The following is a 22,620-nucleotide window of genomic DNA, read 5'->3' as shown; positions in this document are numbered from 1 at the left end:
CCGTCGGTGCCGGGTACCAGCTCACCCGGCTGCGTTCGACCGCGAGAACACCGCCACCAGAAAATCGGACTCGTCGCCGAACGGCCGCAGATCCCACGTCGAAAGCCGGAGATCGCAGTGGAGGCCGGCCTCGGCGGCGTCCGCCAGGAACTGCGGGAACTCGTACCCGCGGTCGGCGCCGAAGCCCACAACCACCCGGCCGGTGGGTGCGATGTGGCGGGCGAAACCGGACAGCACTGCCACTCGGGTGGAGGGTGCCAGGAACGTCACGACGTTGCCCGCGCACACGATGACGTCGAACCCGGCGGCGACTCCACGCGAGGGCAGATCCAGTTCGGCGAGGTCGCCGACGAGCCAGGTCGGGCCGGGGTGGTCTTGTTCGGCCGCGGCGATCAGGACGGGGTCGACGTCGACGCCGACCACCGTGTGGCCGACCCGATGGAGATAGCCGCCGATACGGCCCGGACCGCACCCGGCGTCGAGGACGCGGCTGCCGCGCTCGAGCATCGCGTCGATCATGCGTGCCTCGCCGACGATGTCGGTGCCCCGGGCCTCGAGTGCGCGGAATCGCTCGACGTACCGCGTCGAATGCGCCGGATCGGCCGTGGTGAGTTCCTCCCACTGGCTCGGGGTGCGTCCGGCCATGTCTGTTCCTCCTCGCTCGGTCCGATACCGGTCCCACTCTGCCACCGCCGTGCCGGTCGCCCGCGCGGGGAGGCCGGGTGAGCGAGAGGGACTGCCGCTGCTAACCCTCCGGCCCACCGCGACGATGTCACGGCTATGTTCACCAGCCCTGAGGATCTCGGCAAGGTCGTGGCGTACGTCAGGTCCATCGGTCTCGAACCGCGCGAGGTCGAGCGCGGCTGGGACCATATCGGAGGTGTGATCGTCGACGCGGCGCTGCAGCCGCGGGCGAAGTATCGACCGGTGGTGTTGCCGCGGGTTCGGGAGGTGATCTCGCAGTGGCCGGATGCCGCTGTGCTGTCGGGATTTCAGCGTCGGCTGGAGCGCGAGGACCTGTCGGAGTTCCTCCGCTGGAGCCGGAGGTCGCGCAAGCTGAGGGTCATCACCGAACTCGCTGCCGCCCTGAATGTTCTGGAAGTCGAGACGGTGCGCGACTTGGCCGCCTGCTACGACGGGGGTGACCGTGAGCAACAGACCCGGCGCGTGCTGCGCCGGGTCAAGGGCGTCGGTCCCAAGACCGTCGATTACATCGCGATCCTGACGGGCTCGACCGGACACGTTGCTGTGGACACGCACATCGCAGGGTTCGTCCGTGACGCCGGCGTCGATTGCGGTGAGAATCGTGCGATCAAAGACCTGATCGTCCGCGCCGCCGCTGAATTGGGCTGTAGTGCAGGCGCTCTCGACGCCGCGATCTGGCGATACCGCAGCGATCCACGCCGCCGAGGGGGCAGCGCGGCTACCACCGCCATCCCTCGGTCATAGCCAGAGCGTCGCCTACCAGCACACCACCGATCGCAGCACCTGCCCGGATTTCATGGTGGCGAAAGCCTTTTCGACACCATCGAGATCGATGCGTTCGGTGACGAACTGCTCCAGGGGCAGCCGCCCTTGGCGGTGGAGCTCGATCAGGGTGGGGAAGTCGCGTTCGGGCAGGCAGTCGCCGTACCAGGACGATTTCAGCGCACCGCCGTGCGAGAAGAAGTCCAGCAGTGGCATCTCCAGTCGCATGTCGGGGGTCGGCACCCCGACCAGGACCACGGTGCCGGCGAGGTCGCGCGCGTAGAAGGACTGCTTCCAGGTTTCGGCGCGGCCGACCGCGTCGATCACCACGTCGGCGCCGAAGCCGTTGGTGTACTCCTTGATTCGCTCGACGGTGTCCTCGGTCGCCGCGTCCACGGTGTGGGTGGCTCCCAACTGGACGGCGGCGGTGAGCTTGGACGCGTCCCGATCGACCGCGACGATGGTGGTGGCTCCGGCCAGGCGGGCGCCCGCGATCGCGGCCACGCCCACACCGCCGCAGCCGATCACCGCGACGCTGTCCCCGCGCCCGACTCCCCCGGTGTTCAGGGCCGCGCCCAGCCCGGCCATCACCCCGCAGCCGAGCAGCCCGGCCACCGCCGGGTCGGTGGTGGAATCGACCACCGTGCACTGCTTCTCGTGCACCAGGGTCTTGTCGGCGAAGGCTCCGATACCGAGCGCGGGCGTGAGCTCGGTGCCGTCCGCGAGGGTCATCCGGCGGGAAGCGTTGAAGGTGTCGAAGCAGTACCACGGGCGGCCACGCCGGCATGCCCGGCACACGCCACACACCGCACGCCAGTTCAGAACCACGAAGTCACCGACCTCGACATGGGTGACCCCGGACCCGACGCGGTCCACGACCCCGGCGGCCTCGTGGCCGAGCAGGAACGGGAACTCGTCGTTGATCCCGCCTTCGCGGTAGGTCAGATCGGTGTGGCACACCCCGCACGCCAGCACCCGGACCACGACGTCGTGGGGGCCGGGGTCGGGGATGGTGATCGAGGTCAGTTCCACCTCGGCCCCGGATTCGCGCGCGATGACGCCCCGCACCGTTTCCGTCATAGTTCCTGCTCCTTCGAAGATCCGCGGCTCGCTCGTCCGATGTTCCGGCCGGGAGGCGTGCGCATCCAGCCGCTTCGCACGGCGATTCGCGACCTGTTCCTCCCGTGGATGTGACGCTAACATGCAGCCTGGAATTAATTCCAGACTAGTGTCTGGATTGATGAACGGACTAGATTCCGCCTTGCGGGCGGCGGTCCTTCGTCGGGGTCCCCAAAGGAGTGAGAATGCCTGTTCGCGTCGCACACGTCGGCACCGGAAACGCGGGCCGCCTGGCCCTGGCGGGCTTGATCGGCAGTCCCGACTACGAGCTCACCGCGGTGTGCGTGTCCACACCGGAGAAGGTCGGGGTCGACGCGGGCGCGCTCGCCGGCCTGGACACCGTCACCGGCATCACCGCGGTCGGCGACCTCGACGCGCTGCTGGCCACCGCCCCCGACTGCGTCGTGTACTGCGCGATGGGTGACACCCGGCTGAAAGAGGCCATGGCGGACTGCTGCCGCATCCTGGCCGCGGGCGTGGACGTGGTGGGCACCGCCCCGGGCATGCTCCAGTACCCGTGGCAAGCGCTGCCGCCCAAGTACATCGAGAAAGTGGAAGAGGCTGCGCGTGAGGGCAATTCGAGCCTGTTCGTCACCGGCGTCGACCCGGGCTTCGCCAACGACCTGCTCCCGCTCGCCCTGACCGGCACCTGTCAGACCGTCGAGCAGGTGCGATGCATGGAGATCGCCGACTACGCCACCTACGACGGCGCGATCGTCATGTTCGACGTGATGGGGTTCGGCAAGCCCCTCGACGAAGTGCCGATGCTGCTCCAGCCCGGGGTGCTGTCCCTGGCGTGGGGTCCCGCGATCCGCCAGCTCGCGGCCGGTCTGGGCATCACCCTGGACGCTATCACCGAGGAATGCGAGCGTTTCCCGGCCCCCGAGGCGTTCGACATCGCCGCCGGGCACATACCCGCCGGCGGACTGGCCGCCCTGCGCTTCGAAATCCGCGGCATGGTGGGGGACCGCCCCGTCATCGTGATCGAACACGTCACCCGCCTGCGCGAGGATCTGCGCCCGGACTGGCCGTACCCCGCTTCCGGCGGCGGCTCCTACCGCATCGAGATCACCGGCGAGCCTTCCTATTCCGTCGACATCTGCCCCACCAGCCGCAAGGGCGACCACAACCACGCCGCGATCGTCGCGGCCGCGGGCCGGGTGGTGAACTCGATCCCCGCGGTCATCGCCGCACCCCCCGGCATCCGCACCACCCTGGACCTGCCGCTGATCACCCGTCCCGGACTCGTCACGGAATTCGTTCCGGCGCAGTGAGTTCGCGCTCGCCGTGCCGGACGATCGCGTAGAAATGAGCGACGATCGCGCATGGCGGGTACACGTGCGCGCTCCTACGGTCGATTGCAGCGGGCCGATGAGCCCGGCAAGGGACAGGGAGCGTTCATGAGCAGGCAGAAAACCGTGCTGGTCACCGGTGCGACCGGAACCGTGGGTCGTCGGGTCGTGAGCTGTCTGGAGCACTCGGGGGTACAGGTGCGGGCCATGAGTCGTGACCCGGATCCGCTGGGAACGACGGCAATACGCGGTGATCTCACCGATCCCGACAGCGTTCGCGCCGCCGTGTCCGGTGTCGACGCGGTTTTTCTGCTCTGGCCCTTCGCCACGGCCGAGAAGCTGCCCGCAGTGCTGGACGCCATCGCCGGGCACGCGCGGCGGGTGGTCTATCTGTCGTCGGCGGCCGAGCGCGCGGGCGAACGGCACGCCGAGCAGTTGATCGAGCAGAGCGGACTGGAGTGGACGTTTCTGCGCCCACATGCGTTCTCCGCCAACACCTTCGCTTGGTCAGATCAGATCCGGTCCGGCGGGGTGGTCCGCGGCCCGTACCCGGCGGCGGCCACCGCGCCCATCGACGAGCACGACATCGCGGCCGTCGCTTCGTCCGCACTCACCTCCGAGGGGCACACGGGCGTCGCGTATCTGCTGACCGGCCCGCAACTGCTGACGCAGGAGCAGCAGGCGCGCATCATCGGCGACGCGATCGGCCGCCAGGTGCGCTGGATCGACACTCCGGCCCGGGACGCGCGCCGGGACATGCTCGCACGCGGCTGGCCCGCCGCGGTCGTGGACGACATCCTGCGCGCCCAAGCCGATCTGGTCACCACGCCGGGTCCGGTGACCGACGCCGTGCGCGAGGTCACCGGTGCACCCGCCCGCACATTCCGGCAGTGGGCCGAGGCCAATGCCGATCGGTTTCGGGACACCGCGCGGTTGTCATCCATCTGACGGTCACGGTGCTGTCCGAGCAACGGCTACAGCTGTGCCGGACCATCGCCCCCGGCGTCAGGGAATGTGGTTGACCAGGGTGTTGGCGATGCGCTGGGCGTCGTCGCAGGTGTTGAACCCGTCGGTGCCGCCCTGTGGCTTCCAGGTCCGGGACGCCAGCAGCAGGATGTCACCGCCGAACGAGGCCGGAACCGCGATGTAGCACCCGAGCTTGTGGGTGTCCTGCGCCGCACGGAATTGCTGCGATTGACGGCCGGCCACCGTGACCGTGCTGAAGTCGACGTACTTGCCGCTCTGGCGCAGCTGGCCCGTCGGGGTTCCGTAGGCCGAGATGTAGAACTCGAGCGCGTCGTCGGCGGTCTTCCACTTGCACGACTTCTCGCTGGGGGCACCGGGATTCGAGACCGGCTGCTCGCTCGCGACGTTCAAGCCCGCACTCGCGAGCGCGGAATCGGGCGTGTCACAGGGATTCCAGCTGCCGGCGGGCCGATCGGTGTCGGTGCCCGGCGCCGCGGTCGTGGACTCGGCGGCGGCCGTGGAGGACTCGGAGCCGGCCGTGGAGGGTTCGGAGCCGCCGGTGGTACCCGGTGCCGAAGCCTTCGTGGTCGCGGAGGCCGCTGCGGCCGAAGTAACCGTGCTGTTCGGGGTACTCGGCGCGGACGTGCTGTCGTTCGAGGTGGTCCCGCATCCGGCCAGCAGCAGTGCCGCACCCAGTGCCACCGTTGCGACGCTCATCGATCGCGTTGTAGTACGACTCATGATTGACATGTCGCGCCATGGAACAGGCTGTTACACAAGCTCATTAACGAGTTGGTCACAGCGGGTCGGCACCGGCCCTGCGTTCCACCGCATGATATGCCCATCTCACTTCGCGAACTTGCGCCGAATCTTCGTGAAGTGCACCGCCGGTTCCCGCGTGATCAACCCGTACCCGCTGTGCGTCGCCGTGAACGGCGCGGGCAGATACAGCACCGGCAACACCTCACCGATCAACGGCCGCTGCTCTTTCGCGATCCGGTACCCGATCTCGGCCGCGGCAGGCACGTCACCGTCGACAACCTCCTCCTCGACGCGCTCGATGCACCGATACGGTTCGAGCCGCACGGTCCGAATCGCGGTCCGCGTCCACCGAAACAACACGCACTCACCGGAGTTCGGCCGGGAGTACTCCATCAACCCCACCCCGTCACCCCAGAAGACGAACTGCTCATCCTCCATCGAGCTGTGATACCCGGCTTCCACACTCCACTGACCGACGATCTCGTCACCATGCATCGGGCGATTGAACCACCCCGCCGCGAGTATTCGCCGGGATCGTGCTGATTCTTCACCGACGTCGCCGACGATCGATCATGCCGCCCGGGCGGCGGATTCGACACGGATCCGAGCCGGGGCGGGTAATCACGCGCGCAACGGGCGGGCCGGTGTCACCCGCCGGCAGTGCACGATGACGTCGAACCATTCCCTCGGAGATCCGCCGGTCATGAAGGTGGTTCCGTCGGACCCGGGACCCATCACCCTGAAATCGGCCGTGCGGGAGAGAAGATGAGCCACCGTCGCGGGGTGGTCCGCCGACAGGTCCAGCAGATAGATATCGAGATCAACCGCGTCCAAAGCGGATTCGAGCAGATGCGGCGGGATGTGCCGTACCTGCACGGGCTCACCTCCGTCGAAGGCGGTCACCGTACCTCGGGAGAAACCGATCCCGAGTGAGAAGTATCGTGCGCCGAGTCGCTCGCGTAGATAGCTGCCCGCATTGCGGGAAACCTGAGCGGGATCCGGCGGAAAGCCGCGGTAGCGGGCGTTGGCGGTGTGGGAACTGGACGACCAGAACAGCACCCGCTGCCCGGTGTGGTGATGCCACCATTCGACATTCTCGGCGAAGGCCGCTTCGTAGTAGGCCATGTTCGCAGGGTCTTCGGGCCTGCTGTCGTGGTCGTGTAACTCGTGATACTGCACGATCATTCGTGCCGACTGCACCACCCAGGCCCAGTCTTCGTCATCGGCCGCCAAGTCCGTGACCAGCCGATGTGCCGCGCGTACTCGATCGACCCGGGCCGCACGATCGGGAAGCCGGCGGAAACGGCCGGTGTGGGCGTCGATGTCGCCTTCGGGCCGCACGTCGGCATAGAGCTCGCGGAGATCGCCCACGCGGTCGGGGGCGACCGCTCGCACATACTCCAGGACCGTGTCGTAGACACCCGCCTCGATCGCGTGCGGGCTCACGCCCACCACCCGGACCGGATCCCCGGGATGATCCCGATTGAACGCCCGCACCCACCGGATCATCGCGAGCACTTCTTCGGTCGCGGCGAAAGCCTCGGCGCGGGTGAGTATCTCGCGCGGATCGCCGACCCCGGTGCACACGAACGTGTCCAGTCGTAGCCCGAGCGACCAATCCTGGTCCAGCGCGATGATTCGGAATCCGGATTCGCTGACCAACAGCCGGGCGACGCGGTCCTGCAACGCGGACACCTCGTGTGCTCCGCGCGTGCCGGCGCCGTACCCGAGGACCGCCGCGTCCTCTGTCAACGCCACCAGCGGACGCAGATCCTCCCACGGTTCGTCCGGTTCTACCGTCCGCAGCGGCACCGCCACCTCGGAGATCTCTTGCCCGAGCTGTGTTCGCTGCCGACCGCCGCGACGCGCGTTCTCCGATAACTCCATGACCACACTCTGCAACCCGAACCATTGTTCAGGTCAACGTGGCCGGGCGCGGGAGCGAAGTGATCCGCCCCGCGCATGCGCGGGGGCACCGGCCGAGACCGGTCAACCCGCCGCGACGAGCCGCGCGGCGGACTCGGCCAACTCCGCCCGGACCGCAGCCGGATTCGCGACCACCAGGTGCCCGCCGCGCTTCACGACCCGGCCTCCCACGAGCACGGTGTCGACGGCACGAGTGTCCATGGTGAGCACGACCGTCGCCACCGGGTCGTGACCTGGGAAATCATTGCGCAGCAACACGATATCGGCGTGGCTGCCCGGTGTGAGCGTGCCGGCGTCGGCAACCCCGGCGGCCTTGGCCCCGTCGACCGTCGCGGCTCGCAGTGCGTCTCGGGTGGTGAATCCGGACTCGAGTCGCGCGAAACCGTACGCGGATCGCATGAGGCTGAACATATCTCCAGGGCCGCTGACGACCGTGTCCGCTCCGAGCCCGGTCGGCACGCCCGCCGCGACCGCCCGTGCGGTGATCGGCGCCCCGAACCCGAGCGCGGCTTCCACCAGCGGCGACACCGAGAGGGTGCCACCGCTGTCGGCGATGAGCTTCAATTGGTCGTCGCTGTAGGAGTTGCCGTGCGTGTAGTTGGTGCTCGGGCCGAGTAACCCGTTGCGCCGCAGGAAGTCGAGCCCCTTGGCCGCGCTGTCCGGGCCGTAGCCTCCGGCGTGCACGGTGACGGGCAGATCCAGTTCGCGGGCGATCCGCCACTCGGCGAGCGCGGTCGTCTCGTCCACGATCTCCGGACCGTAGGGCGCCATCGCCATCGTGACGAGCCCGCCGCCGGTGGCCGCGAGCGCGGCTCGGGCCGCCGGCAGATCGGGATCCCGCACGCAGTAACCGAAGACGGCGCGGATGCCCGCGGCGCGGATTCCGTCGACGGCGGCTGCGGTGTGATCGGGCGTGTGCTGGATGTGGGACCAGTCGAGCACCGTGGTGATACCGGCGTCGAGGCACTCCAGCGCGCCGGCGAGGGTGCCGATGTGGACGTCGGCCGGCCGGTAACGCGGGGCGAACCTGCCGAGCACGAGGTCGAGGTAATCGGGAAAAGCGATGTCGGGACCCGCCATTCGGATCCCGGACTGCCAGGTGTGCCGATGGGCGTCCACGAAGCCGGGGAGCACGAGCATCCCGGTCGCATCGAGCACCTCGGCGCCGTCGGGAATCCGCAGATCGGCGCCGACCGCGGTGATGCGCCCATCGTCGATGAGGACGTCGGCGTTCAGTACCCGGACCGGGTCGGTGTCGATGAGCGTCCCGCCGCGAATGATTGTTGCCATGCTCTGAATGTATTTGAAAAGCTTTCGAGAAAGCAATATCGAAAGTGATAGGCTCGCAGTCATGCGGGACGAGGTCGACGAGCTGGTCGAGCACTGGACGCGCGCTGGTCTGCCGGCGGACGCGGTGACCAGACTCGCGCTGAGCAAACGAATCTCACGGCTGGCCGTACGGCACGAACAGGCCATGAAGGCCGAGCTCGCGGACCTGGGCCTCACCTACGCGGAGTTCGATGTGCTGGCGGCCCTCTACCGAGCCGACGGCCCGCTCCGGCCCAGTGACCTGAGCCGCGCGTTGTTCCTCACGTCCGGGGGTACCAGCAATGTCCTGCAACGCCTGACCGCCGCCGGGCATGTGGCCGGTGAACCCAACGGGGGTGACGGACGTGGCCGCCTGATTCGGCTGACCGCGCCGGGCCGGGCGCTCACCGAACAAGCCATGACCGCGTCCGCGCGATTGCACGAGGACCTGTACGCCAACGTGCCCACCGCGACACTCCAGGCTGCGGCCGACGCGCTCCGCCCGGTCGTGTCGGGCACCGAACGCCGCCGCGTGTAGCGGCGCACCGATCGGTGCTGACAGCCTCTCGGTGAGCGTCATTCCCCGGGTATCGGCGGCGGACACCGGATCCGCCGCCCGGCCGTCGATCAGAGCTTGAAGCGGCCCGCGAACCCGCGCAGCGGCAGATCGGCGCTGGTGATGATGCCCGGCGGGGCCGCGACCACCGAGCGGAGGGCGTTCAGGACCGGGAGGCCGGTGACGGTCATGCCGATCGAGGCGAAGTTCTCCGGGTTGGACAGGTCGAAGCCTTTGCGGGGGAAGATCATGTGTTTGCTGTAGATGCTCGGATCGCCGGTCACCTCGGTGATGTAGCAGCCCTGGATCTTCCAGGCCGGGTCGGTGCGCGGGGTCATCTGCCACTCCAGGTGCGTTTCGATCCGGGGGATCCCGTCGACCAGGCCGCGGTACTTGATGTAGCTCGCGCCCAGTGAGCCCTTGGGCATGAAGTACCAGCCGAGGTCCACGTCCTCGGTGCACGCGCCGAGTTCGTAATCGAAAGTGACCTCGTCGAGTTCGAGGCCGAACGCGTCGGCCATCAGGTACACCGAGTCGGCGAACACCGCGGTGTACTTGTACAGCGAATCGGGAATCGTCGGGTCCTCGACGGGCCGGCCGTAGCCGACGGCTTTCCAGGTGTCGACCGAGTGGTGACAGGACACGTCGACCGATTCCGTCACCGTGACGTTCTCGATGTCGGCCACGTCCGCGGTGTGCACGATGCCCAGGATCTGACACAGACCGGGGTTCATGCCGGTGCCGTAGAACGTGGAACCGCCGCGCTCACAAGCCGCTTGGAGAATCTCGCTGACCCTGCGCCCGGAGGGATGCGGATGATTGCGGTCGCGATGAAACCCGGTGATCCAGTCCGCGGTGGTCACCACGTCGATCCCGGCCTCCAGGACCTTCTCGTACAGATCTTCGTCGGGGAACACCCCGTGGAAGGTCAGCACGTCGGGGCGGGCCGCGATGATCTCCTCGACCGTGCCGGTGGCGAGCACGCCGATCGGATCTCCGCCGACGATCTCACCCGCGTCCCGGCCGATCTTGTCGGGCGAATAGCAGTGCAGCCCAACCAGTTCGAGATCGGGATGTTGCTGCACGCGCCCGATCATCTCGGTGCCGAGATTGCCGGTCGCGACCTGGAAGACCCGGATCGGGGTGGTACTCATGGGAGCCTCTTGTTCGGTTGTGCGGGTGGTGATCACGTGGTGGCCGCGCCGGCGGGGCGGATCGCACCGCTGTGCGGGTTGCGGGGGTCGGGCCCGGCGGGGCCGCCGTCCGGGTAGAACTGCAACGCCCATTCACGCAGCGCGGTGAAGCCGCGAAATTCCTTGGGGGACAGCGCCGGTGGGTCGGTGTACCGCTGGTGCGACCAGATCTCGACATCGGCCTCGAACTGCTCGATGACGTATCCGGCCATGGTCGTGCCGTAGCGGTTGATCTCGGGGCCGTCGTCACCGGGCCGGCGGCCGATCCACACCGTGAAGCGCACGTCGCAGGTGGTCTCGTCCACCGGCGTCACCGCCGGCATCGTGCGGTTGTCGATCATGCCCCAGCTCTTGGTGATCGAGCAGCCCAGCCCCGCGTTGATCGACTCCACCCCGCTGTTGACCTCGGACAGCTCCACGTTCTCGTCGAACGCGATGGTGAAATCGACGTAGGAGACCGGCCCGGAGAAGTCGTGCCGGGTGAACTCCGGCACGAACGGGGTCTTGTGCACGACCTTGAAATGCGCGAAGTCGACGCCGTTCTCGAGGACGTACTGCGGATGCAGGGTCAGCCCCGGCCGGTAGAGCGTGGCCGCGGGCACCGGCGGGTAGTAGTCCGCGGCGCTCTTGCCGTCACCGAACGCGGAAAACATGTCGGGGACATCGAAATACGGCGCACGCCCGGCGGTGTCGTACCAGATCCACACCGCCTCATTGCGTTCCAGGACCGGATACGAGCGAATCCGCCGCCCCCGGTTGGGATGCTTCTCGTAGGGCACACACACGTTGCGCCCCTGGCTGTTCCACTCCCAGCCGTGAAACGGGCACACCAGGTGCTCGCCCTCGACCCGCCCGCCGTACCCCAGGTGCGCGCCCAAATGCTCACAGTAGGCGTCGAATACGCTCAGCGCCCCAGAGGCCGCGCGCCAGGCCACCAGCTCGCGCCCGAAGTACTTCATGCGGTGCACCGCGCCGACGCCGATCTCGGCACACCACGCGACTTGGAACCAGCCCGTCGGCTCCATGGACAGGGGGGTTCTTGCCATCGCGATCCTTCACGCCGTGCGGGGGCTGCGCGCGAGCATGATCGGGGATCACATGCCCGGCGGCGCTGCCTCGAAACCCGAGTCTAACTCTCCCGAGCGCAATTCTGGACAGTAGTCTGGAAACTATTCCAGTGTCGTGTTAGCGTCGCGGCATGGGACGTGTAGAAGGCAAGGTCGCACTCATCAGCGGTGGTGCGCGGGGCATGGGAGCGGCGCACGCGCAGCTGCTGGTCGACGAGGGCGCCAAGGTCGTGATCGGCGACATTCTCGATGACGAGGGCAAGGCGCTGGCCGAATCACTCGGCGACGCCGCACGGTACGTGCACCTGGATGTCACCGAGCCCGAGCAGTGGGAGGCCGCGGTCGCCGAGGCGCAGTCCGCGTTCGGCAAACTCGATGTCCTGGTGAACAACGCCGGCATCGTCAACGGCGGCCCGCTGCAGAAATTCAACCTGGACAAGTGGCGGCGCATCATCGATGTGAACCTGACCGGCACCTTCCTGGGCATGCGCGCGGTCACCGAATCGATGATCGCCGCCGGCGGTGGTTCGATCATCAACGTGTCCTCGATCGAGGGCCTGCGGGGCGCGCCCTGGGCGCACGGCTACGTCGCCTCCAAGTGGGCGGTGCGCGGCCTCGCCAAATCGGCGGCGCTCGAGCTCGCACCGCACAAGATTCGCGTGAATTCGCTGCACCCCGGCCTGATTCGCACCCCGATGACCGAGGGCATCCCGGACGATCTGGTGACCATCCCGCTCGGCCGGCCCGCCCAGTCCATCGAGGTGGCGACGTTCGTGCTGTTCCTGGCGAGCGACGAATCCTCCTACGCGACCGGATCGGAGTTCGTCGTGGACGGCGGCCTGGTCGCGGCGGTACCGCACAAGACCTCCTGAACCCACCGCGCGGCCGCACAGTCGGTGCGGCCGCGCGGTTCTCAGTCCTCGGGTGAATCGCGGAAGATGCCGTTGCCCGCCGTGGTGCGGGAGAGGGCGTCCGCGGCCAGGATCACCGCGGCCGCGGTCCAGGTGGTGCGCTCCTCGGGCCAGCGCTTTCCGTCGGTGAAAACCATTCCGGTCCAATAGGAGCCGTCGGATTCGCGCAGATGCTGGATCTCGCCGAACAGGCGCGTGGCGGTGTCGTGATCGCCGTTGGCTTCGAGGGCCAGGACCAGTTCGCAGGTCTCGGCGCCGGTCACCCAGGGCGCGTCGGAGACGCAGCGGATGCCCAGGCCGGGGACCTCGAACTCGTCCCGGTGCCGTTCGATGCGGGCGGTGGCCTCCGGGCCGCGGAGCGCGCCACCGAGAATCGGGTAGTACCAATCCATCGAGTAGCGGGATTTGTCCAAGAAGAGCTCCGGACGATGGCGTAACGCGTCGCCCAGCCGCCGCCGCGCGGCTGCCCACTCCGGCCGCGGGTCCCCGAGTTGCTCCGCCAGGCGCACCGCACAGCCCAGACTGTGGTGGATGCTCGAACACCCGGTCAACAGTGCTTCCCCGGGACTGCCGGTGGACCAGTAGATCTCACCGTGCGGACCCTGCTGGCCCAGGACGAAGTCGATGCCCGAGCGGACCGCCGGCCACAGGCTCGCGGCGAAGCCGAGATCACCGGTGACCGTCGCGAAATGCAGAATCCCGGTTGCCAGGTAGGCACAGAAATTGGTGTCGCTGTCGGCGTTCTCGATCAGGCCCCGGCGCAGCTGAGCGGGCCAGGACCCGTCGGGGCGCTGGGTCTTGGCGGACCACAGGTAGGCATCACGCGCCTCGTCCCACAGGCCCGCCACCGTCAGGCCCATGGCCGACTCGATGTGATCCCACGGATCGGTGTGCCCACCGGTAAACCAGGGCAGCGCACCGTCCGATTCCTGTGCGGCGGCGATGGATTCGCCTGTCCGGCGGATGTCGGCGCTCGTCAGTATCCCGGGGACCGCCGGTAGCTCACCGGGCGTCACGGGCGACCGCCGGTTTGGTGAAGTACAGGGCCACGCTCTTGCCGATGACCGGGTTCAGCAGTCGCTCGGCCGCGCGGGTCAGGCGCGGCGCGGACATCATGTCCCACACCAGCATCCGGTGATACAGGGCGACCAGTCGATGCTGTTCCTTCGACACCCCGACCGCGCATTTGAGCCACCAGAAGGGGGCGTGCAGGGCGTGCGCGAACTCGCGATGCCGGTAGCGCACACCGTGTGCGACGACCTTGTCCCGCAACTCCGAGGCCCGGTAGATCCGCACGTGCCCGCCCTCGTTGGCGTGGTACTCGTCCGACAACGCCCAGCAGATCCGCTCGGGCAGCCACCGGGGCACCGTGATCGCCAGTACGCCACCGGGTTTGAGCACGCGCGTCAATTCGGCGATGGCGCGGGCGTCGGCCGGGACGTGCTCGAGGATCTCCGAGGCGATGACCACGTCGAACTCACCGTCACCGTACGGCAGATCCAGTGCGTCGCCGGCCACCGTCTGCGCTTTCGCGTAGTCCGGGGCCTCGCCCGCCGCGGCCATGGCCTCGAACATGACGGCCACATCGGCCAGGTCACCGGTGTTCTGGTCGAACGCCACCACGTCGGCTCCGCGCCGGTAGGCCTCGAACGAGTGCCTGCCCGCTCCGCAGCCGACATCGATGACCCGCACCTCGGGCCCGATTCCGAGTCGATCGAAATCCACGGTCAGCATGAGATCTCCTGTCTGGCGTAAAGCACTGTCCGGATCACCGGGTGGTTCCGGCGGACGCGGGAGTCCGGTGGCCCCGGCGGGCGATCGCGCGCTCGTACACCGCGACCGTCCGGGTCGCGACCGCGGACCAGCTGTACACCTCGAGCGCACGCCGGCGTCCGGCGATTCCCATGCGGTGCAGTCGATCCGGGTCGCGCAGCAGCGCGTCGAGGGTGCCGGTCAGCGCGTCGGCGTCACCCGGGGCGACCAGCTCGGCGCAGGATCCGGTGACCTCGGGCAGCGCCCCGGCCCGGCTGGCGACCAGCGGTGTCCCGCTGGCCATGGCTTCCACCGCGGGCAGCGAGAACCCCTCGTACAGCGAGGGAATGCACGCGATCCGCGCCGAGGCGAGCAGTTCGGCGAGCTGTTCGTCGCTGAGCCCGTCGACCGCGGTCACGATATCGGCCAGGCCCAGATCGGCGATGAGCTTCTCGGTCGGCCCGTTCGGTTCGAGCCTGGCCACCAGCCGCAGCTCTATTTCGTGCGAATGCCGCAGCCGGGCAACGGCTTCCAGTAGATGCGCGATGCCCTTGAGCGGCTTGTCCGCGCTTGCGACCGCCACGATCCGACCCGGCGCCCGGGGCGTATCGCGCGGGCGGAACAGCTCGGTGTCCACCCCGAGCGGAACCGTGTGCAATTGCCGCGGCGAGACGCCGAAGTCCTCGGCGATATCGGTCGCCGAAGACGACGACACGGTGATCAGATCCGGAATCCGCCGCACGACCCGCTCCTGCATGCCCAGAAATCCGTACCAGCGGTGCACGAACGGCTTGCGCCGCCACGGCGCGGCCGCCAGATCCAGGGCGCGGTCACGGGTGATGGGATGGTGCACGGTGGCGACGACGGGCAGCGTGCGCGCGATATCGAGCAACCCGTAGCCCAGGCACTGGTTGTCGTGGACCACGTCGAAATCGGCTGTCCGCGAACGCAACAACCGCGCCGCTCGCAAGCTGAAGGTGCGCGGCTCGGGGAAGCCGGCGGTCCACATCGTGCCCAGCTCGAGCAGGTCGATCCGGTCCCGGATCTCCCGCGGGTGCGGGGTCCGGAACGGATCGTCGTCGCGGTACAGGTCCAGGCTCGGCACCTCGGTGAGCCGCACCCGCGGGTCGAGGTCCTCCGGATAGGGCTGACCGGAGAACACCTCGACCCGATGCCCGAGTTCGGCGAGCCCGCGGCTCAGATACCGGACGTACACGCCCTGTCCGCCGCAGTGCGTCTTGCTGCGGTAGGACAGCAGCGCTATGCGCACGCGCCCTCCTCGATCAGCAGTTCGGCGCACTTCTCGCCGATCATCAGCGCGGGCGCGTTGGTGTTCCCGCCGGTGATGCTGGGCATGATCGAGGCGTCGGCCACGCGCAGGCCCTCGATCCCGCGCACCTTGAGCGTGGGATCCACCACGGCCCGCTCGTCCACGCCCATCCGGCAGGAGCCGACCGGGTGATAGATCGAATGCGCGCGATCGGGCAGGGCCCGTCGCAGCCCGGCGGCGTCGGGGAACGACGGGCCGGGGGAGTATTCCTCGTCGATGTCGCCCGCGATCGCACTGTGCGCCATGATTTCTCGCACGGTCCGCATGCCCTCGACCAGGAAGTCGATGTCCCGGGGATCGCTCAGATAACCCGGATCGATCAGCGGCGCGGCGAACGGATCGGCCGAGGCCAGACGCACCTCGCCCCGGCTCTCGGGATAGATCAGGCTCGGCATCACCGTGAGCGCGGGCCGCCGCTCGACCAGGTACATCTTGTCCGCGTCCTGGTTGGGCGTCGGATAACTCCACGGCAGACTGTGGATCTGCAGATCCGGATGCGCGCCCTGTGCGAACCGCGTCTTGACGAAGCCGACCGCCTCGAACACCGTGCGCCCCATCCAGGAACTGCCCGGACGCCGGAACTCCCGGGCCAGCGCCTTCGCGAAATAGGTCGGAATCCCGCGGTGCACCGCCTTTTTCGAGACGAAGGTCATCGGCACGAACACGTGGTCGTGCAGGTTCTGCCCGACCGGCAGGTCGGCGTGCACCGCGATGCCGAGATCACCCAGGTGCGGCGCGGGCCCGATTCCGGACAGCATCAGCAGCTGCGGTGAACCGATCACACCGCAGGACACTACGACTTCCTTTCCGGCCCGCAGGATCTCGCGCTCCCCGGATCGGCCGGCGATCTCCACCCCCACCGCCCGGCCGTTCTCGATCACCACGCGGGTGGCGTGAGAGTGCGTGAGCACTCGCAGGCGCGGATTCGGCCGATCGGTGAGGTAGCCGCGAGAGGAGCTGTAGCGCAATCCGTTTCGCACACTCTGCTGGAAGACCGACACCCCCTCCTGGCTCTCCCCGTTGTAGTCCTCGATGATCGGCGCGCCGAGCGTCTCGGACGCCGCGACCATGAACTCCTCGGTGATCGGGGTCAGCTCCCGCTGCCGGGTGACCTCGATCGGCCCACCGGTCCCGCGGTACTCGTCGGCGCCGCCCTCCCAGTTCTCCAGCCGCCGGTAGGCCGGCAGTACGTCGGCGTAACTCCAGCCCTTGTTGCCCGCCTCGGCCCAGGAATCGAAATTGGCTCGATTGCCGCGCACGAAGAGCATGCCGTTGACCGAGCTCGAGCCGCCGAGCACCTTCCCGCGGGTCATCGGGATGCGGCGGCCGTTGGCGTGCGACTGCGGGACCGAGTACTGCTTCCAGCACACCCGCGACTTGAGCGGGGGAATGGTGTGCACCATGGTGATCAGGCCGGGGCTGCTGACCAGGCGGGTGTCATCGGCCCGCCCCGCCTCCAGCAGGATCACCTCGGCGCCGTGCTCTGCGAGGCGGCTCGCGACCACCGCACCCGCGCTGCCCGCGCCCACGACGATGTAGTCGGCTTCCTTCATGCTCGTACCGTTCGTCTCTACTCGTACCGCACTTGCCAGTGCTTGATGCCGTTGATCCAGCCGTTGCGCAGGCGTTCGGGCTCGCTCACCTGGGACAGATCGGGCATCGCGTCGGCGAGCGCGTTGAACATCAGATCGATTTCGAGCCGGGCCAGATTCGCCCCGACGCAGTAGTGCGCACCGGTGCCGCCGAAGGCCAGGTGCGGATTGGGATCGCGCAGAATGTCGAACTCGAACGGCTTCTCGAACACGTCCTCGTCGAAATTGGCCGAGCTGTAGAACAATCCGAGGCGCTGACCGGCCTTGATCTGCTGCCCGCCGAGCTCGGTGTCCTGGGTGGCGGTGCGCTGGAACGCGGTCACCGGGGTCGCCCAGCGAATGATCTCGTCGGCGGCGGTGCGCGGGCGTTCGCGTTTGAACAGCTCCCACTGCTCGGGGTGATCGATGAACGCCTTCATCCCGTGCGTGATGGCATTGCGCGTGGTCTCGTTGCCCGCCACCGCGAGCAGGATGACGAAGAACCCGAACTCGTCCGAGCCCAGCGATTCCCCGTCCACATCGGCGTGCACCAGCCGGCTGACGATGTCATCGAGCGGGTCCGCGCGCCGCTGCTCGGCCAGATTCCAGGAATAGCCGAGGATTTCGACCGAGGCATTGGTGCTCGAGTCGGTGGTGGCGGTGTCGCCGTACTCGGGGTCGTCGTAGTTGAGCATCTGGTTCGACCACTCGAAGAGCTTGCCGCGATCGGCCTGCGGAATGCCCAGCAACTCGGCGATGGCCTGCAACGGCAGCTCGGCCGCCACCTGCTCGACGAAATCCCCGCCGCCCTCGTTCTTGGCCGCGGCCACGATCGCGGTCGCGCGCTCGCTCAACGCGGCCCGCAGGCCCTCGACCGCGCGCGGGCTGAAGCCCTTGGAGATGATGCGCCGGATCTTGGTGTGCTTGGGCGGATCCATGTTGACCAGCAGCGCGCCGGTCAACTCGATCTGTTCGATGGTGACCTGGCCGGGCAGCCGGATCACCGCGCCCTTGAGCTGGGCGGAGTACAGCTCGTGGCTGCGCGAGATCTCTTTGATGTCTTCGTGTTTGGAGACGACCCAGAACCCGCCGTCGTGGAACCCGCCGGACTGCTCGTCGGTCTGGGCGTTCCACCACACCGGCGAGGTGCGGCGCAGTTCGGCGAATTCTCGGACGGGGTTACGGGTTGCCCAGAGCTCGGGATCGGTGAAATCGAATCCGGTGGGGATGGATGGGGCCGACACAGCTACCTCCAGATAGGGCGACGTCGTTGTGGACCGGGTGATCAGCGCTGCCGGCGGCGGTAGCGCACGCGACAGGGCTGCTGCAACTGCACGACCATCTTCGAGTGGTCGTTGCGGTAGGTGTCCGACGGCTGGGCAAGCTCGAATTCCCAGTCCCGCAGCAGAATCGAGAAGATGGCCTTGAGCTGCATGAGCGCGAACGGAGCGCCGACGCAGCGGTGCCGGCCCGCGCCGAAGGGGATCCAGTTCCAGCGGTTGACGATGTCTTCCTGGCGGGGATCGAGGTAGCGGGTGGGATCGAAGCGATCCGCCTCGGGGAAGTCCTCGGGGATCCGGTTGGAGATCGCCGGGGTCGCGGCGACCATGTCACCGGGGGAGATTCGATTGCCGCACACCTCGAACTCGTCCCGCGCGATGCGCATCAGGATGATCAGCGGCGGATGCAGCCGAAGGGTCTCCTTGAGCGTGGCCTCGAGATTCGGGATCTGGCGCAGCGCGTTGTGGCTCACCTCGGAGCCGTCGGCGTACAGCTCGTCCAGCTCGGACACGACCGCGGCGAGGGTCTCGGGGTTGCGCAGCAGCTCGATGATCGTCCAGGCAGCGGTGCCCGAGGTGGTGTGGTGCCCGGCGAACATCATCGAGATGAAGATGCCGGTGATCTCGCTGGCGGAGAAGCGCGGTACGCCGTTCTCGTCGCGGACCGAGATCAGCACGTCGAGCATGTCGCGCTCGTCCTTGCCGGTGGGCGGGTTCGCCTCGCGCTGATCCATGATCCCCTGCACGAGTTCCACGAGCGCGACGCGGGCTTCGTCGCGGCGGCGGAAGCTGTCGATCGGCGCGTAGGGATCGACGTAGGCCAGCGCGTCGGTGCCCTGTTCGAGCTCGTGGTAGAGGTGCGCGAAGCGCCCGTCGAGCTGATTGCGGAACTTCACCCCGATCAGGCAGGACGAGGAGGTGTAGATGGTCAGCTCGGCGAAGAATTCGAGCAGATCGATCTCGCCCTCGTCACCCCAGCGCGCGAGCATCTGGTCCACCTCGAGCGCGATGGTGGCCGCGTGCCCGCGCATGTGGTCCGCGCGCAGAGCCTGGTTGTGCAGCATCTCCTTGCGGCGCTCGGGCGGTGCGTCGAACACGACGCCCTCACCGAAGATCGGCTTCATGAACGGATAGGCCGCGCCCTGATCGAGGTCCTCGTCGCTGGCGCGGAAGAAGAACTCGTTGGCTTCGGCGCCCGACAGCAGGATGACATCGCGCCCCGCGAGTTCGAACGATCCGACATCACCGCACTCGGTGCGCACGCGCTGCATCAGCGCGATGGGGTCGGTGCGGAACTCCTGCAGGTGCCCGTGCTCGTCGTGGCCTCCGGACACGCGCTGCGGTTTGACCAGCGTCATTGCAAATCCTTCCCGGAACGAATGTCCAGACAGAGAATGGACATGTGTCCGGACAGTACTACGGTTATGGATGCGCGACAAGGTGTGCGGGACGGTCTCCGGGAACTGCTGTGAAATACGTTGCGGTGCTTGGTGATCAGCGGGGGTCGTGGGCGGCCAGCACGCGTCGCACGGAGGCTTCGAGCAGGTCCGCCACCTCCTGGTACGACAGCAGGCCCATTCCGGCCCGCAGTAGAGCGCCGGAGTAGAGCAGTTCGAGCATCGCGACGCCCGCGGGATCCTCGAATCCCAGTGCGCCGGTGATGCGTCCGTGAATCTCGCGCCCGATGCGCACGCGCAGGTGCTGCACGTCGGGGTCGTCGCCCAGTAGTGAACTGCTGACCGCGCTGGCCAGCGCCGGCTCGTCGGCCACCAGCATCGACACCTGGCGTAGCACCGCGACCACGCGGGTGGCCGGATCGGCGCCGGTGGTGTCCGGGGCCGGGGTGGCGATCAGCCGTCGCCAGAACACCTCGGTGATCAGGTGTTCCTTGGAGGAGAAGTAGGTGTACGCGGTGGCGGTGCCGACACCCGCGGCCGCCGCCACCAGGCGAACGGTGGTGCCGGAGTAGGCCTCCCGGCCGACGACATCGACGGCGGCCGCGACCAGGCGTTCGACGGTGTCGGCCTGCTTCTCGGTGAGTCTTCGCCGAGTCGCCTCGATGTTGGTGGATGTCAGTTCGGACATGTGTCTGGACAGTATCACCGCAGGATGGCCGCGACAATGGCGTCGTCGAATGCCGCTGTCTTCCAGTCATGTTGAGCGGAAATCCGGGTATCGCCCGTCGGCTGCCGAACTTGTGGTCTTGCGTCCGAACGAATATCCGAACTATATTCCGAACACCTGTCCAGACATGCATCGGAGCCTGACTATGAACGGCCTCGTCCCTTCCGAGGGCACACCCCTGCTGATCGGCGGCAAGCTGGTGCCCGGCAGCGCGGGTGTCTTCGCGACCGTCAACCCCGCGACCGAAGAGGTCCTGGGCCACGCCGCCAACGCCTCGGCCGCGGACCTGGACGCGGCGATCGCCGCGGCCCGCACCGCCTTCGACGAGACCGACTGGTCCCGCAACCACGCCTTCCGCGCGAACTGCCTGCGGCAGCTGCGCGACGCGATGCGCGCACACGTCGAAGAACTGCGCGAGATCACCATCGCCGAGGTCGGCGCACCCGTCATGCTCACCTCGGGTCCCCAGCTCGAAGGCCCCATCGGCGACCTGTCCTTCGCCGCCGATCTGGCCGAAACCTACGCGTGGGAAACCGATCTCGGCACGGCCGTGCAGATGGGCATCACCAGCCGGCGGGTAGTGCGCCGCGAAGCGGTCGGGGTGGTCGGCGCCATCACCCCGTGGAACTTCCCGCACCAGATCAACCTCGCGAAGATCGGGCCCGCCCTGGCGGCGGGAAACACCGTGGTACTCAAGCCCGCCCCGGACACCCCGTGGTGCGCGGCGGTGCTGGGCACGCTCATCGTCGAGCACACCGACATCCCCGCCGGAGTGATCAACATCGTCACCTCCGACGATCACCAGCTCGGCGCGCAGCTGGTGGCGGACCCGCGCGTGGACATGATCACCTTCACCGGGTCGACCCAGACCGGCCGCGCGGTGATGGCCGGCGCCTCGGCCACCCTCAAGCGCACGTTCCTCGAACTCGGCGGCAAGTCCGCCGCGATCGTCCTGGACGACGCGGACATCGTCGGCGCGGTCAGCTACACCGCGTTCTCGGTGGCCGTGCACGCCGGGCAGGGCTGCGCGCTGACCACCCGCCTGCTCGTACCCCGTGCCTCCTACGACACCGCGGTCGAGGCCGCCGCCAAGGCGCTGGCCAACCTGCAGGCGGGCGACCCCACCAAGCCCGGAACGATCTGCGGCCCGGTCATTTCCGAGCGCCAGCGTGATCGCGTCGAACGCTACCTCGACATCGCGCGCGAGGAAGGCGGGCGAATCGTGGTCGGCGGCGGACGTCCCGGGGACAAGGAGCGCGGCTTCTTCATCGAACCCACCCTCATCGCCGACCTCCCCAACACCGCGACCGTCGCCCAGGAGGAGATCTTCGGTCCCGTCCTGGTGATCATCGCCCACGATGGCGACGACGACGCCATCCGCCAGGCGAACGAATCCCCGTACGGCCTGTCGGGTTCGGTCTGGGGCGCGGACCCCGACCGCGTCGAACGCGTCGTCGCGGGCGTGCGCACCGGGACGCTCAGCGTGAACGGCGGTCTCTGGTACCACGCCGACGCCCCGTTCGGCGGGTACAAGCACTCCGGCATCGGCCGGGAAATGGGCGTCGCGGGCTTCGAGGAATACCTCGAGACCAAGCTCGTCGCCACGCCCGCCTGACATCCACTTCCCACACGAGGAGCTGAACTCACCATGGCACGATTCACCGGTCGCACCGCGATCGTCACCGGCGCGGCACAGGGCATCGGCGCGGGCTACGCCAAGGCGCTCGCGTCCGAAGGCGCGAATGTCGTCGTCGCCGACCTCAACGCCGAACGCGGCGAAGCCACCGCCAAGGAGATCGTCGCCGACGGCGGCACCGCGGTCTTCCACCGCGTGGACGTCTCGGACGCCGAATCGGCAACGGCCCTGGCCGATTTCACGATCGCCGAATTCGGGGCGATCAACCATCTGGTGAACAACGCCGCGATCTACGGCGATATGAAGCTGAATCTGCTGCTCAGTGTCGACTGGGACTACTACAAGAAGTTCATGAGCGTG

Annotated in this window: 22 protein-coding genes; 7 read left to right on the top strand and 15 right to left on the bottom strand. The window is 68.0% G+C overall.

The genetic code is table 11. The annotated features are described in order from the left end of the window. Positions 1-21: 21 nt before the first annotated feature. Complete coding sequence (locus tag ACFVBH_RS24035) at positions 22-645, bottom strand: class I SAM-dependent methyltransferase (protein ID WP_379004661.1); 624 nt, start codon at positions 643-645, stop codon at positions 22-24. A 135-nt stretch (positions 646-780) separates the two neighbouring features. Here ACFVBH_RS24035 and ACFVBH_RS24030 point away from each other — a divergent pair, with 135 nt between their 5' ends. Then, positions 781-1,449 carry a hypothetical protein gene (locus ACFVBH_RS24030; protein ID WP_379004660.1) on the top strand — a complete coding sequence of 223 codons (669 nt, stop codon included), beginning with the start codon at positions 781-783 and terminating at the stop codon, positions 1,447-1,449. A 12-nt stretch (positions 1,450-1,461) separates the two neighbouring features. Here the strand turns inward: ACFVBH_RS24030 and ACFVBH_RS24025 are convergent, their stop codons facing one another. Beyond that, on the bottom strand, positions 1,462-2,547 hold the full coding sequence (locus tag ACFVBH_RS24025) for an S-(hydroxymethyl)mycothiol dehydrogenase (protein WP_379004659.1): 1,086 nt from the start codon (positions 2,545-2,547) through the stop codon (positions 1,462-1,464). Between the two features lie 224 nt (positions 2,548-2,771). On the opposite strand from ACFVBH_RS24025, the gene ACFVBH_RS24020 reads away from it, so the two are divergent. Together ACFVBH_RS24020 and ACFVBH_RS24015 are read left to right on the top strand one after the other, a co-directional pair. After that, a complete protein-coding gene (locus ACFVBH_RS24020) occupies positions 2,772-3,860 on the top strand; it encodes a diacylglycerol kinase (RefSeq protein WP_379004658.1) in 1,089 nt (362 codons plus the stop codon). Positions 3,861-3,986: 126 nt separating this feature from the next. Further along, complete coding sequence (locus tag ACFVBH_RS24015) at positions 3,987-4,826, top strand: NAD(P)H-binding protein (RefSeq protein WP_379004656.1); 840 nt, start codon at positions 3,987-3,989, stop codon at positions 4,824-4,826. Between the two features lie 57 nt (positions 4,827-4,883). On the opposite strand, the gene ACFVBH_RS24010 is transcribed toward ACFVBH_RS24015, so the two are convergent. The 4 genes from ACFVBH_RS24010 to ACFVBH_RS23995 form a co-directional block, all read right to left on the bottom strand. Next, positions 4,884-5,561, bottom strand: a complete 678-nt coding sequence (locus ACFVBH_RS24010; protein ID WP_379004654.1) for a DUF3558 family protein — start codon at positions 5,559-5,561, stop codon at positions 4,884-4,886. 129 nt (positions 5,562-5,690) lie between these two features. After that, the gene (locus ACFVBH_RS24005; RefSeq protein WP_379004652.1) at positions 5,691-6,101 is read right to left on the bottom strand and encodes a hypothetical protein; all 411 of its coding nucleotides are present in this window, start codon (positions 6,099-6,101) and stop codon (positions 5,691-5,693) included. A gap of 126 nt (positions 6,102-6,227) precedes the next feature. Continuing rightward, complete coding sequence (locus ACFVBH_RS24000; protein ID WP_379004650.1) at positions 6,228-7,493, bottom strand: erythromycin esterase family protein; 1,266 nt, start codon at positions 7,491-7,493, stop codon at positions 6,228-6,230. Positions 7,494-7,595: 102 nt separating this feature from the next. Then, entirely contained in the window at positions 7,596-8,822 is a 1,227-nt protein-coding gene (locus tag ACFVBH_RS23995) for an amidohydrolase family protein (RefSeq protein WP_379004648.1), read from the bottom strand. A 61-nt stretch (positions 8,823-8,883) separates the two neighbouring features. On the opposite strand from ACFVBH_RS23995, the gene ACFVBH_RS23990 reads away from it, so the two are divergent. Next, on the top strand, positions 8,884-9,378 hold the full coding sequence (locus ACFVBH_RS23990; RefSeq protein ID WP_379004646.1) for a MarR family winged helix-turn-helix transcriptional regulator: 495 nt from the start codon (positions 8,884-8,886) through the stop codon (positions 9,376-9,378). An 89-nt stretch (positions 9,379-9,467) separates the two neighbouring features. Here the strand turns inward: ACFVBH_RS23990 and ACFVBH_RS23985 are convergent, their stop codons facing one another. Next, positions 9,468-10,550 (bottom strand): dihydrodipicolinate reductase, encoded by a 1,083-nt coding sequence (locus ACFVBH_RS23985; protein ID WP_379004644.1) that lies wholly within the window; start codon positions 10,548-10,550, stop codon positions 9,468-9,470. A gap of 32 nt (positions 10,551-10,582) precedes the next feature. Further along, positions 10,583-11,635, bottom strand: a complete 1,053-nt coding sequence (locus tag ACFVBH_RS23980) for a Rieske 2Fe-2S domain-containing protein (protein ID WP_379004642.1) — start codon at positions 11,633-11,635, stop codon at positions 10,583-10,585. Between the two features lie 152 nt (positions 11,636-11,787). Here ACFVBH_RS23980 and ACFVBH_RS23975 point away from each other — a divergent pair, with 152 nt between their 5' ends. After that, entirely contained in the window at positions 11,788-12,528 is a 741-nt protein-coding gene (locus tag ACFVBH_RS23975) for a glucose 1-dehydrogenase (protein WP_354990836.1), read from the top strand. Between the two features lie 41 nt (positions 12,529-12,569). Here the strand turns inward: ACFVBH_RS23975 and ACFVBH_RS23970 are convergent, their stop codons facing one another. From ACFVBH_RS23970 to ACFVBH_RS23940, 7 genes are all read right to left on the bottom strand, one after another. Next, positions 12,570-13,583, bottom strand: a complete 1,014-nt coding sequence (locus ACFVBH_RS23970) for a prenyltransferase (protein ID WP_379004639.1) — start codon at positions 13,581-13,583, stop codon at positions 12,570-12,572. Then, the gene (locus ACFVBH_RS23965) at positions 13,570-14,301 is read right to left on the bottom strand and encodes a class I SAM-dependent methyltransferase (protein WP_379004637.1); all 732 of its coding nucleotides are present in this window, start codon (positions 14,299-14,301) and stop codon (positions 13,570-13,572) included. The genes ACFVBH_RS23970 and ACFVBH_RS23965 overlap by 14 nt, the downstream gene beginning before the upstream one ends. A gap of 34 nt (positions 14,302-14,335) precedes the next feature. Next, positions 14,336-15,589, bottom strand: coding sequence for a glycosyltransferase family 4 protein (locus ACFVBH_RS23960; protein WP_379004635.1), 1,254 nt, complete (start codon positions 15,587-15,589; stop codon positions 14,336-14,338). Further along, positions 15,580-17,202 carry a GMC family oxidoreductase gene (locus tag ACFVBH_RS23955; protein WP_379004633.1) on the bottom strand — a complete coding sequence of 541 codons (1,623 nt, stop codon included), beginning with the start codon at positions 17,200-17,202 and terminating at the stop codon, positions 15,580-15,582. Before ACFVBH_RS23955 ends, ACFVBH_RS23960 begins: the two co-directional genes overlap by 10 nt. 17 nt (positions 17,203-17,219) lie before the next feature. After that, a complete protein-coding gene (locus ACFVBH_RS23950) occupies positions 17,220-18,464 on the bottom strand; it encodes a cytochrome P450 (protein ID WP_354984922.1) in 1,245 nt (414 codons plus the stop codon). A 41-nt stretch (positions 18,465-18,505) separates the two neighbouring features. Continuing rightward, a complete protein-coding gene (locus ACFVBH_RS23945; protein ID WP_379004630.1) occupies positions 18,506-19,858 on the bottom strand; it encodes a cytochrome P450 in 1,353 nt (450 codons plus the stop codon). Positions 19,859-19,994: 136 nt separating this feature from the next. Further along, on the bottom strand, positions 19,995-20,585 hold the full coding sequence (locus ACFVBH_RS23940; RefSeq protein WP_354984920.1) for a TetR family transcriptional regulator: 591 nt from the start codon (positions 20,583-20,585) through the stop codon (positions 19,995-19,997). Positions 20,586-20,769: 184 nt separating this feature from the next. Between ACFVBH_RS23940 and ACFVBH_RS23935 the strand changes: the two genes are divergently transcribed. Together ACFVBH_RS23935 and ACFVBH_RS23930 are read left to right on the top strand one after the other, a co-directional pair. Continuing rightward, on the top strand, positions 20,770-22,239 hold the full coding sequence (locus ACFVBH_RS23935) for an aldehyde dehydrogenase (protein WP_379004627.1): 1,470 nt from the start codon (positions 20,770-20,772) through the stop codon (positions 22,237-22,239). Positions 22,240-22,272: 33 nt separating this feature from the next. Next, positions 22,273-22,620: SDR family NAD(P)-dependent oxidoreductase (locus ACFVBH_RS23930; RefSeq protein WP_379004625.1), on the top strand; the 348-nt coding region annotated here is incomplete at its 3' end.

It is taken from the genome of Nocardia sp. NPDC057668 (assembly GCF_042799795.1).
Taxonomy (GTDB): Bacteria; Actinomycetota; Actinomycetes; order Mycobacteriales; family Mycobacteriaceae; genus Nocardia.
This window is presented reverse-complemented; position numbering and strand designations above follow the sequence as displayed.

Bases quoted from the DNA above. Each gene is read 5' to 3' on its own strand.
- ACFVBH_RS24025 (WP_379004659.1), bottom strand. From the start codon at position 2,547: ATGACGGAAACGGTGCGGGGCGTCATCGCGCGCGAATCCGGGGCCGAG.
- ACFVBH_RS23990 (WP_379004646.1), top strand. From the start codon at position 8,884: ATGCGGGACGAGGTCGACGAGCTGGTCGAGCACTGGACGCGCGCTGGT.
- ACFVBH_RS24015 (WP_379004656.1), top strand. From the start codon at position 3,987: ATGAGCAGGCAGAAAACCGTGCTGGTCACCGGTGCGACCGGAACCGTG.
- ACFVBH_RS23935 (WP_379004627.1), top strand. From the start codon at position 20,770: ATGAACGGCCTCGTCCCTTCCGAGGGCACACCCCTGCTGATCGGCGGC.
- ACFVBH_RS23965 (WP_379004637.1), bottom strand. From the start codon at position 14,301: ATGCTGACCGTGGATTTCGATCGACTCGGAATCGGGCCCGAGGTGCGG.
- ACFVBH_RS23995 (WP_379004648.1), bottom strand. From the start codon at position 8,822: ATGGCAACAATCATTCGCGGCGGGACGCTCATCGACACCGACCCGGTC.
- ACFVBH_RS24035 (WP_379004661.1), bottom strand. From the start codon at position 645: ATGGCCGGACGCACCCCGAGCCAGTGGGAGGAACTCACCACGGCCGAT.
- ACFVBH_RS24010 (WP_379004654.1), bottom strand. From the start codon at position 5,561: ATGAGCGTCGCAACGGTGGCACTGGGTGCGGCACTGCTGCTGGCCGGA.
- ACFVBH_RS24005 (WP_379004652.1), bottom strand. From the start codon at position 6,101: ATGCATGGTGACGAGATCGTCGGTCAGTGGAGTGTGGAAGCCGGGTAT.
- ACFVBH_RS24020 (WP_379004658.1), top strand. From the start codon at position 2,772: ATGCCTGTTCGCGTCGCACACGTCGGCACCGGAAACGCGGGCCGCCTG.
- ACFVBH_RS23980 (WP_379004642.1), bottom strand. From the start codon at position 11,635: ATGGCAAGAACCCCCCTGTCCATGGAGCCGACGGGCTGGTTCCAAGTC.
- ACFVBH_RS24000 (WP_379004650.1), bottom strand. From the start codon at position 7,493: ATGGAGTTATCGGAGAACGCGCGTCGCGGCGGTCGGCAGCGAACACAG.
- ACFVBH_RS23955 (WP_379004633.1), bottom strand. From the start codon at position 17,202: ATGAAGGAAGCCGACTACATCGTCGTGGGCGCGGGCAGCGCGGGTGCG.
- ACFVBH_RS23985 (WP_379004644.1), bottom strand. From the start codon at position 10,550: ATGAGTACCACCCCGATCCGGGTCTTCCAGGTCGCGACCGGCAATCTC.
- ACFVBH_RS23975 (WP_354990836.1), top strand. From the start codon at position 11,788: ATGGGACGTGTAGAAGGCAAGGTCGCACTCATCAGCGGTGGTGCGCGG.
- ACFVBH_RS23940 (WP_354984920.1), bottom strand. From the start codon at position 20,585: ATGTCCGAACTGACATCCACCAACATCGAGGCGACTCGGCGAAGACTC.
- ACFVBH_RS24030 (WP_379004660.1), top strand. From the start codon at position 781: ATGTTCACCAGCCCTGAGGATCTCGGCAAGGTCGTGGCGTACGTCAGG.
- ACFVBH_RS23945 (WP_379004630.1), bottom strand. From the start codon at position 19,858: ATGACGCTGGTCAAACCGCAGCGCGTGTCCGGAGGCCACGACGAGCAC.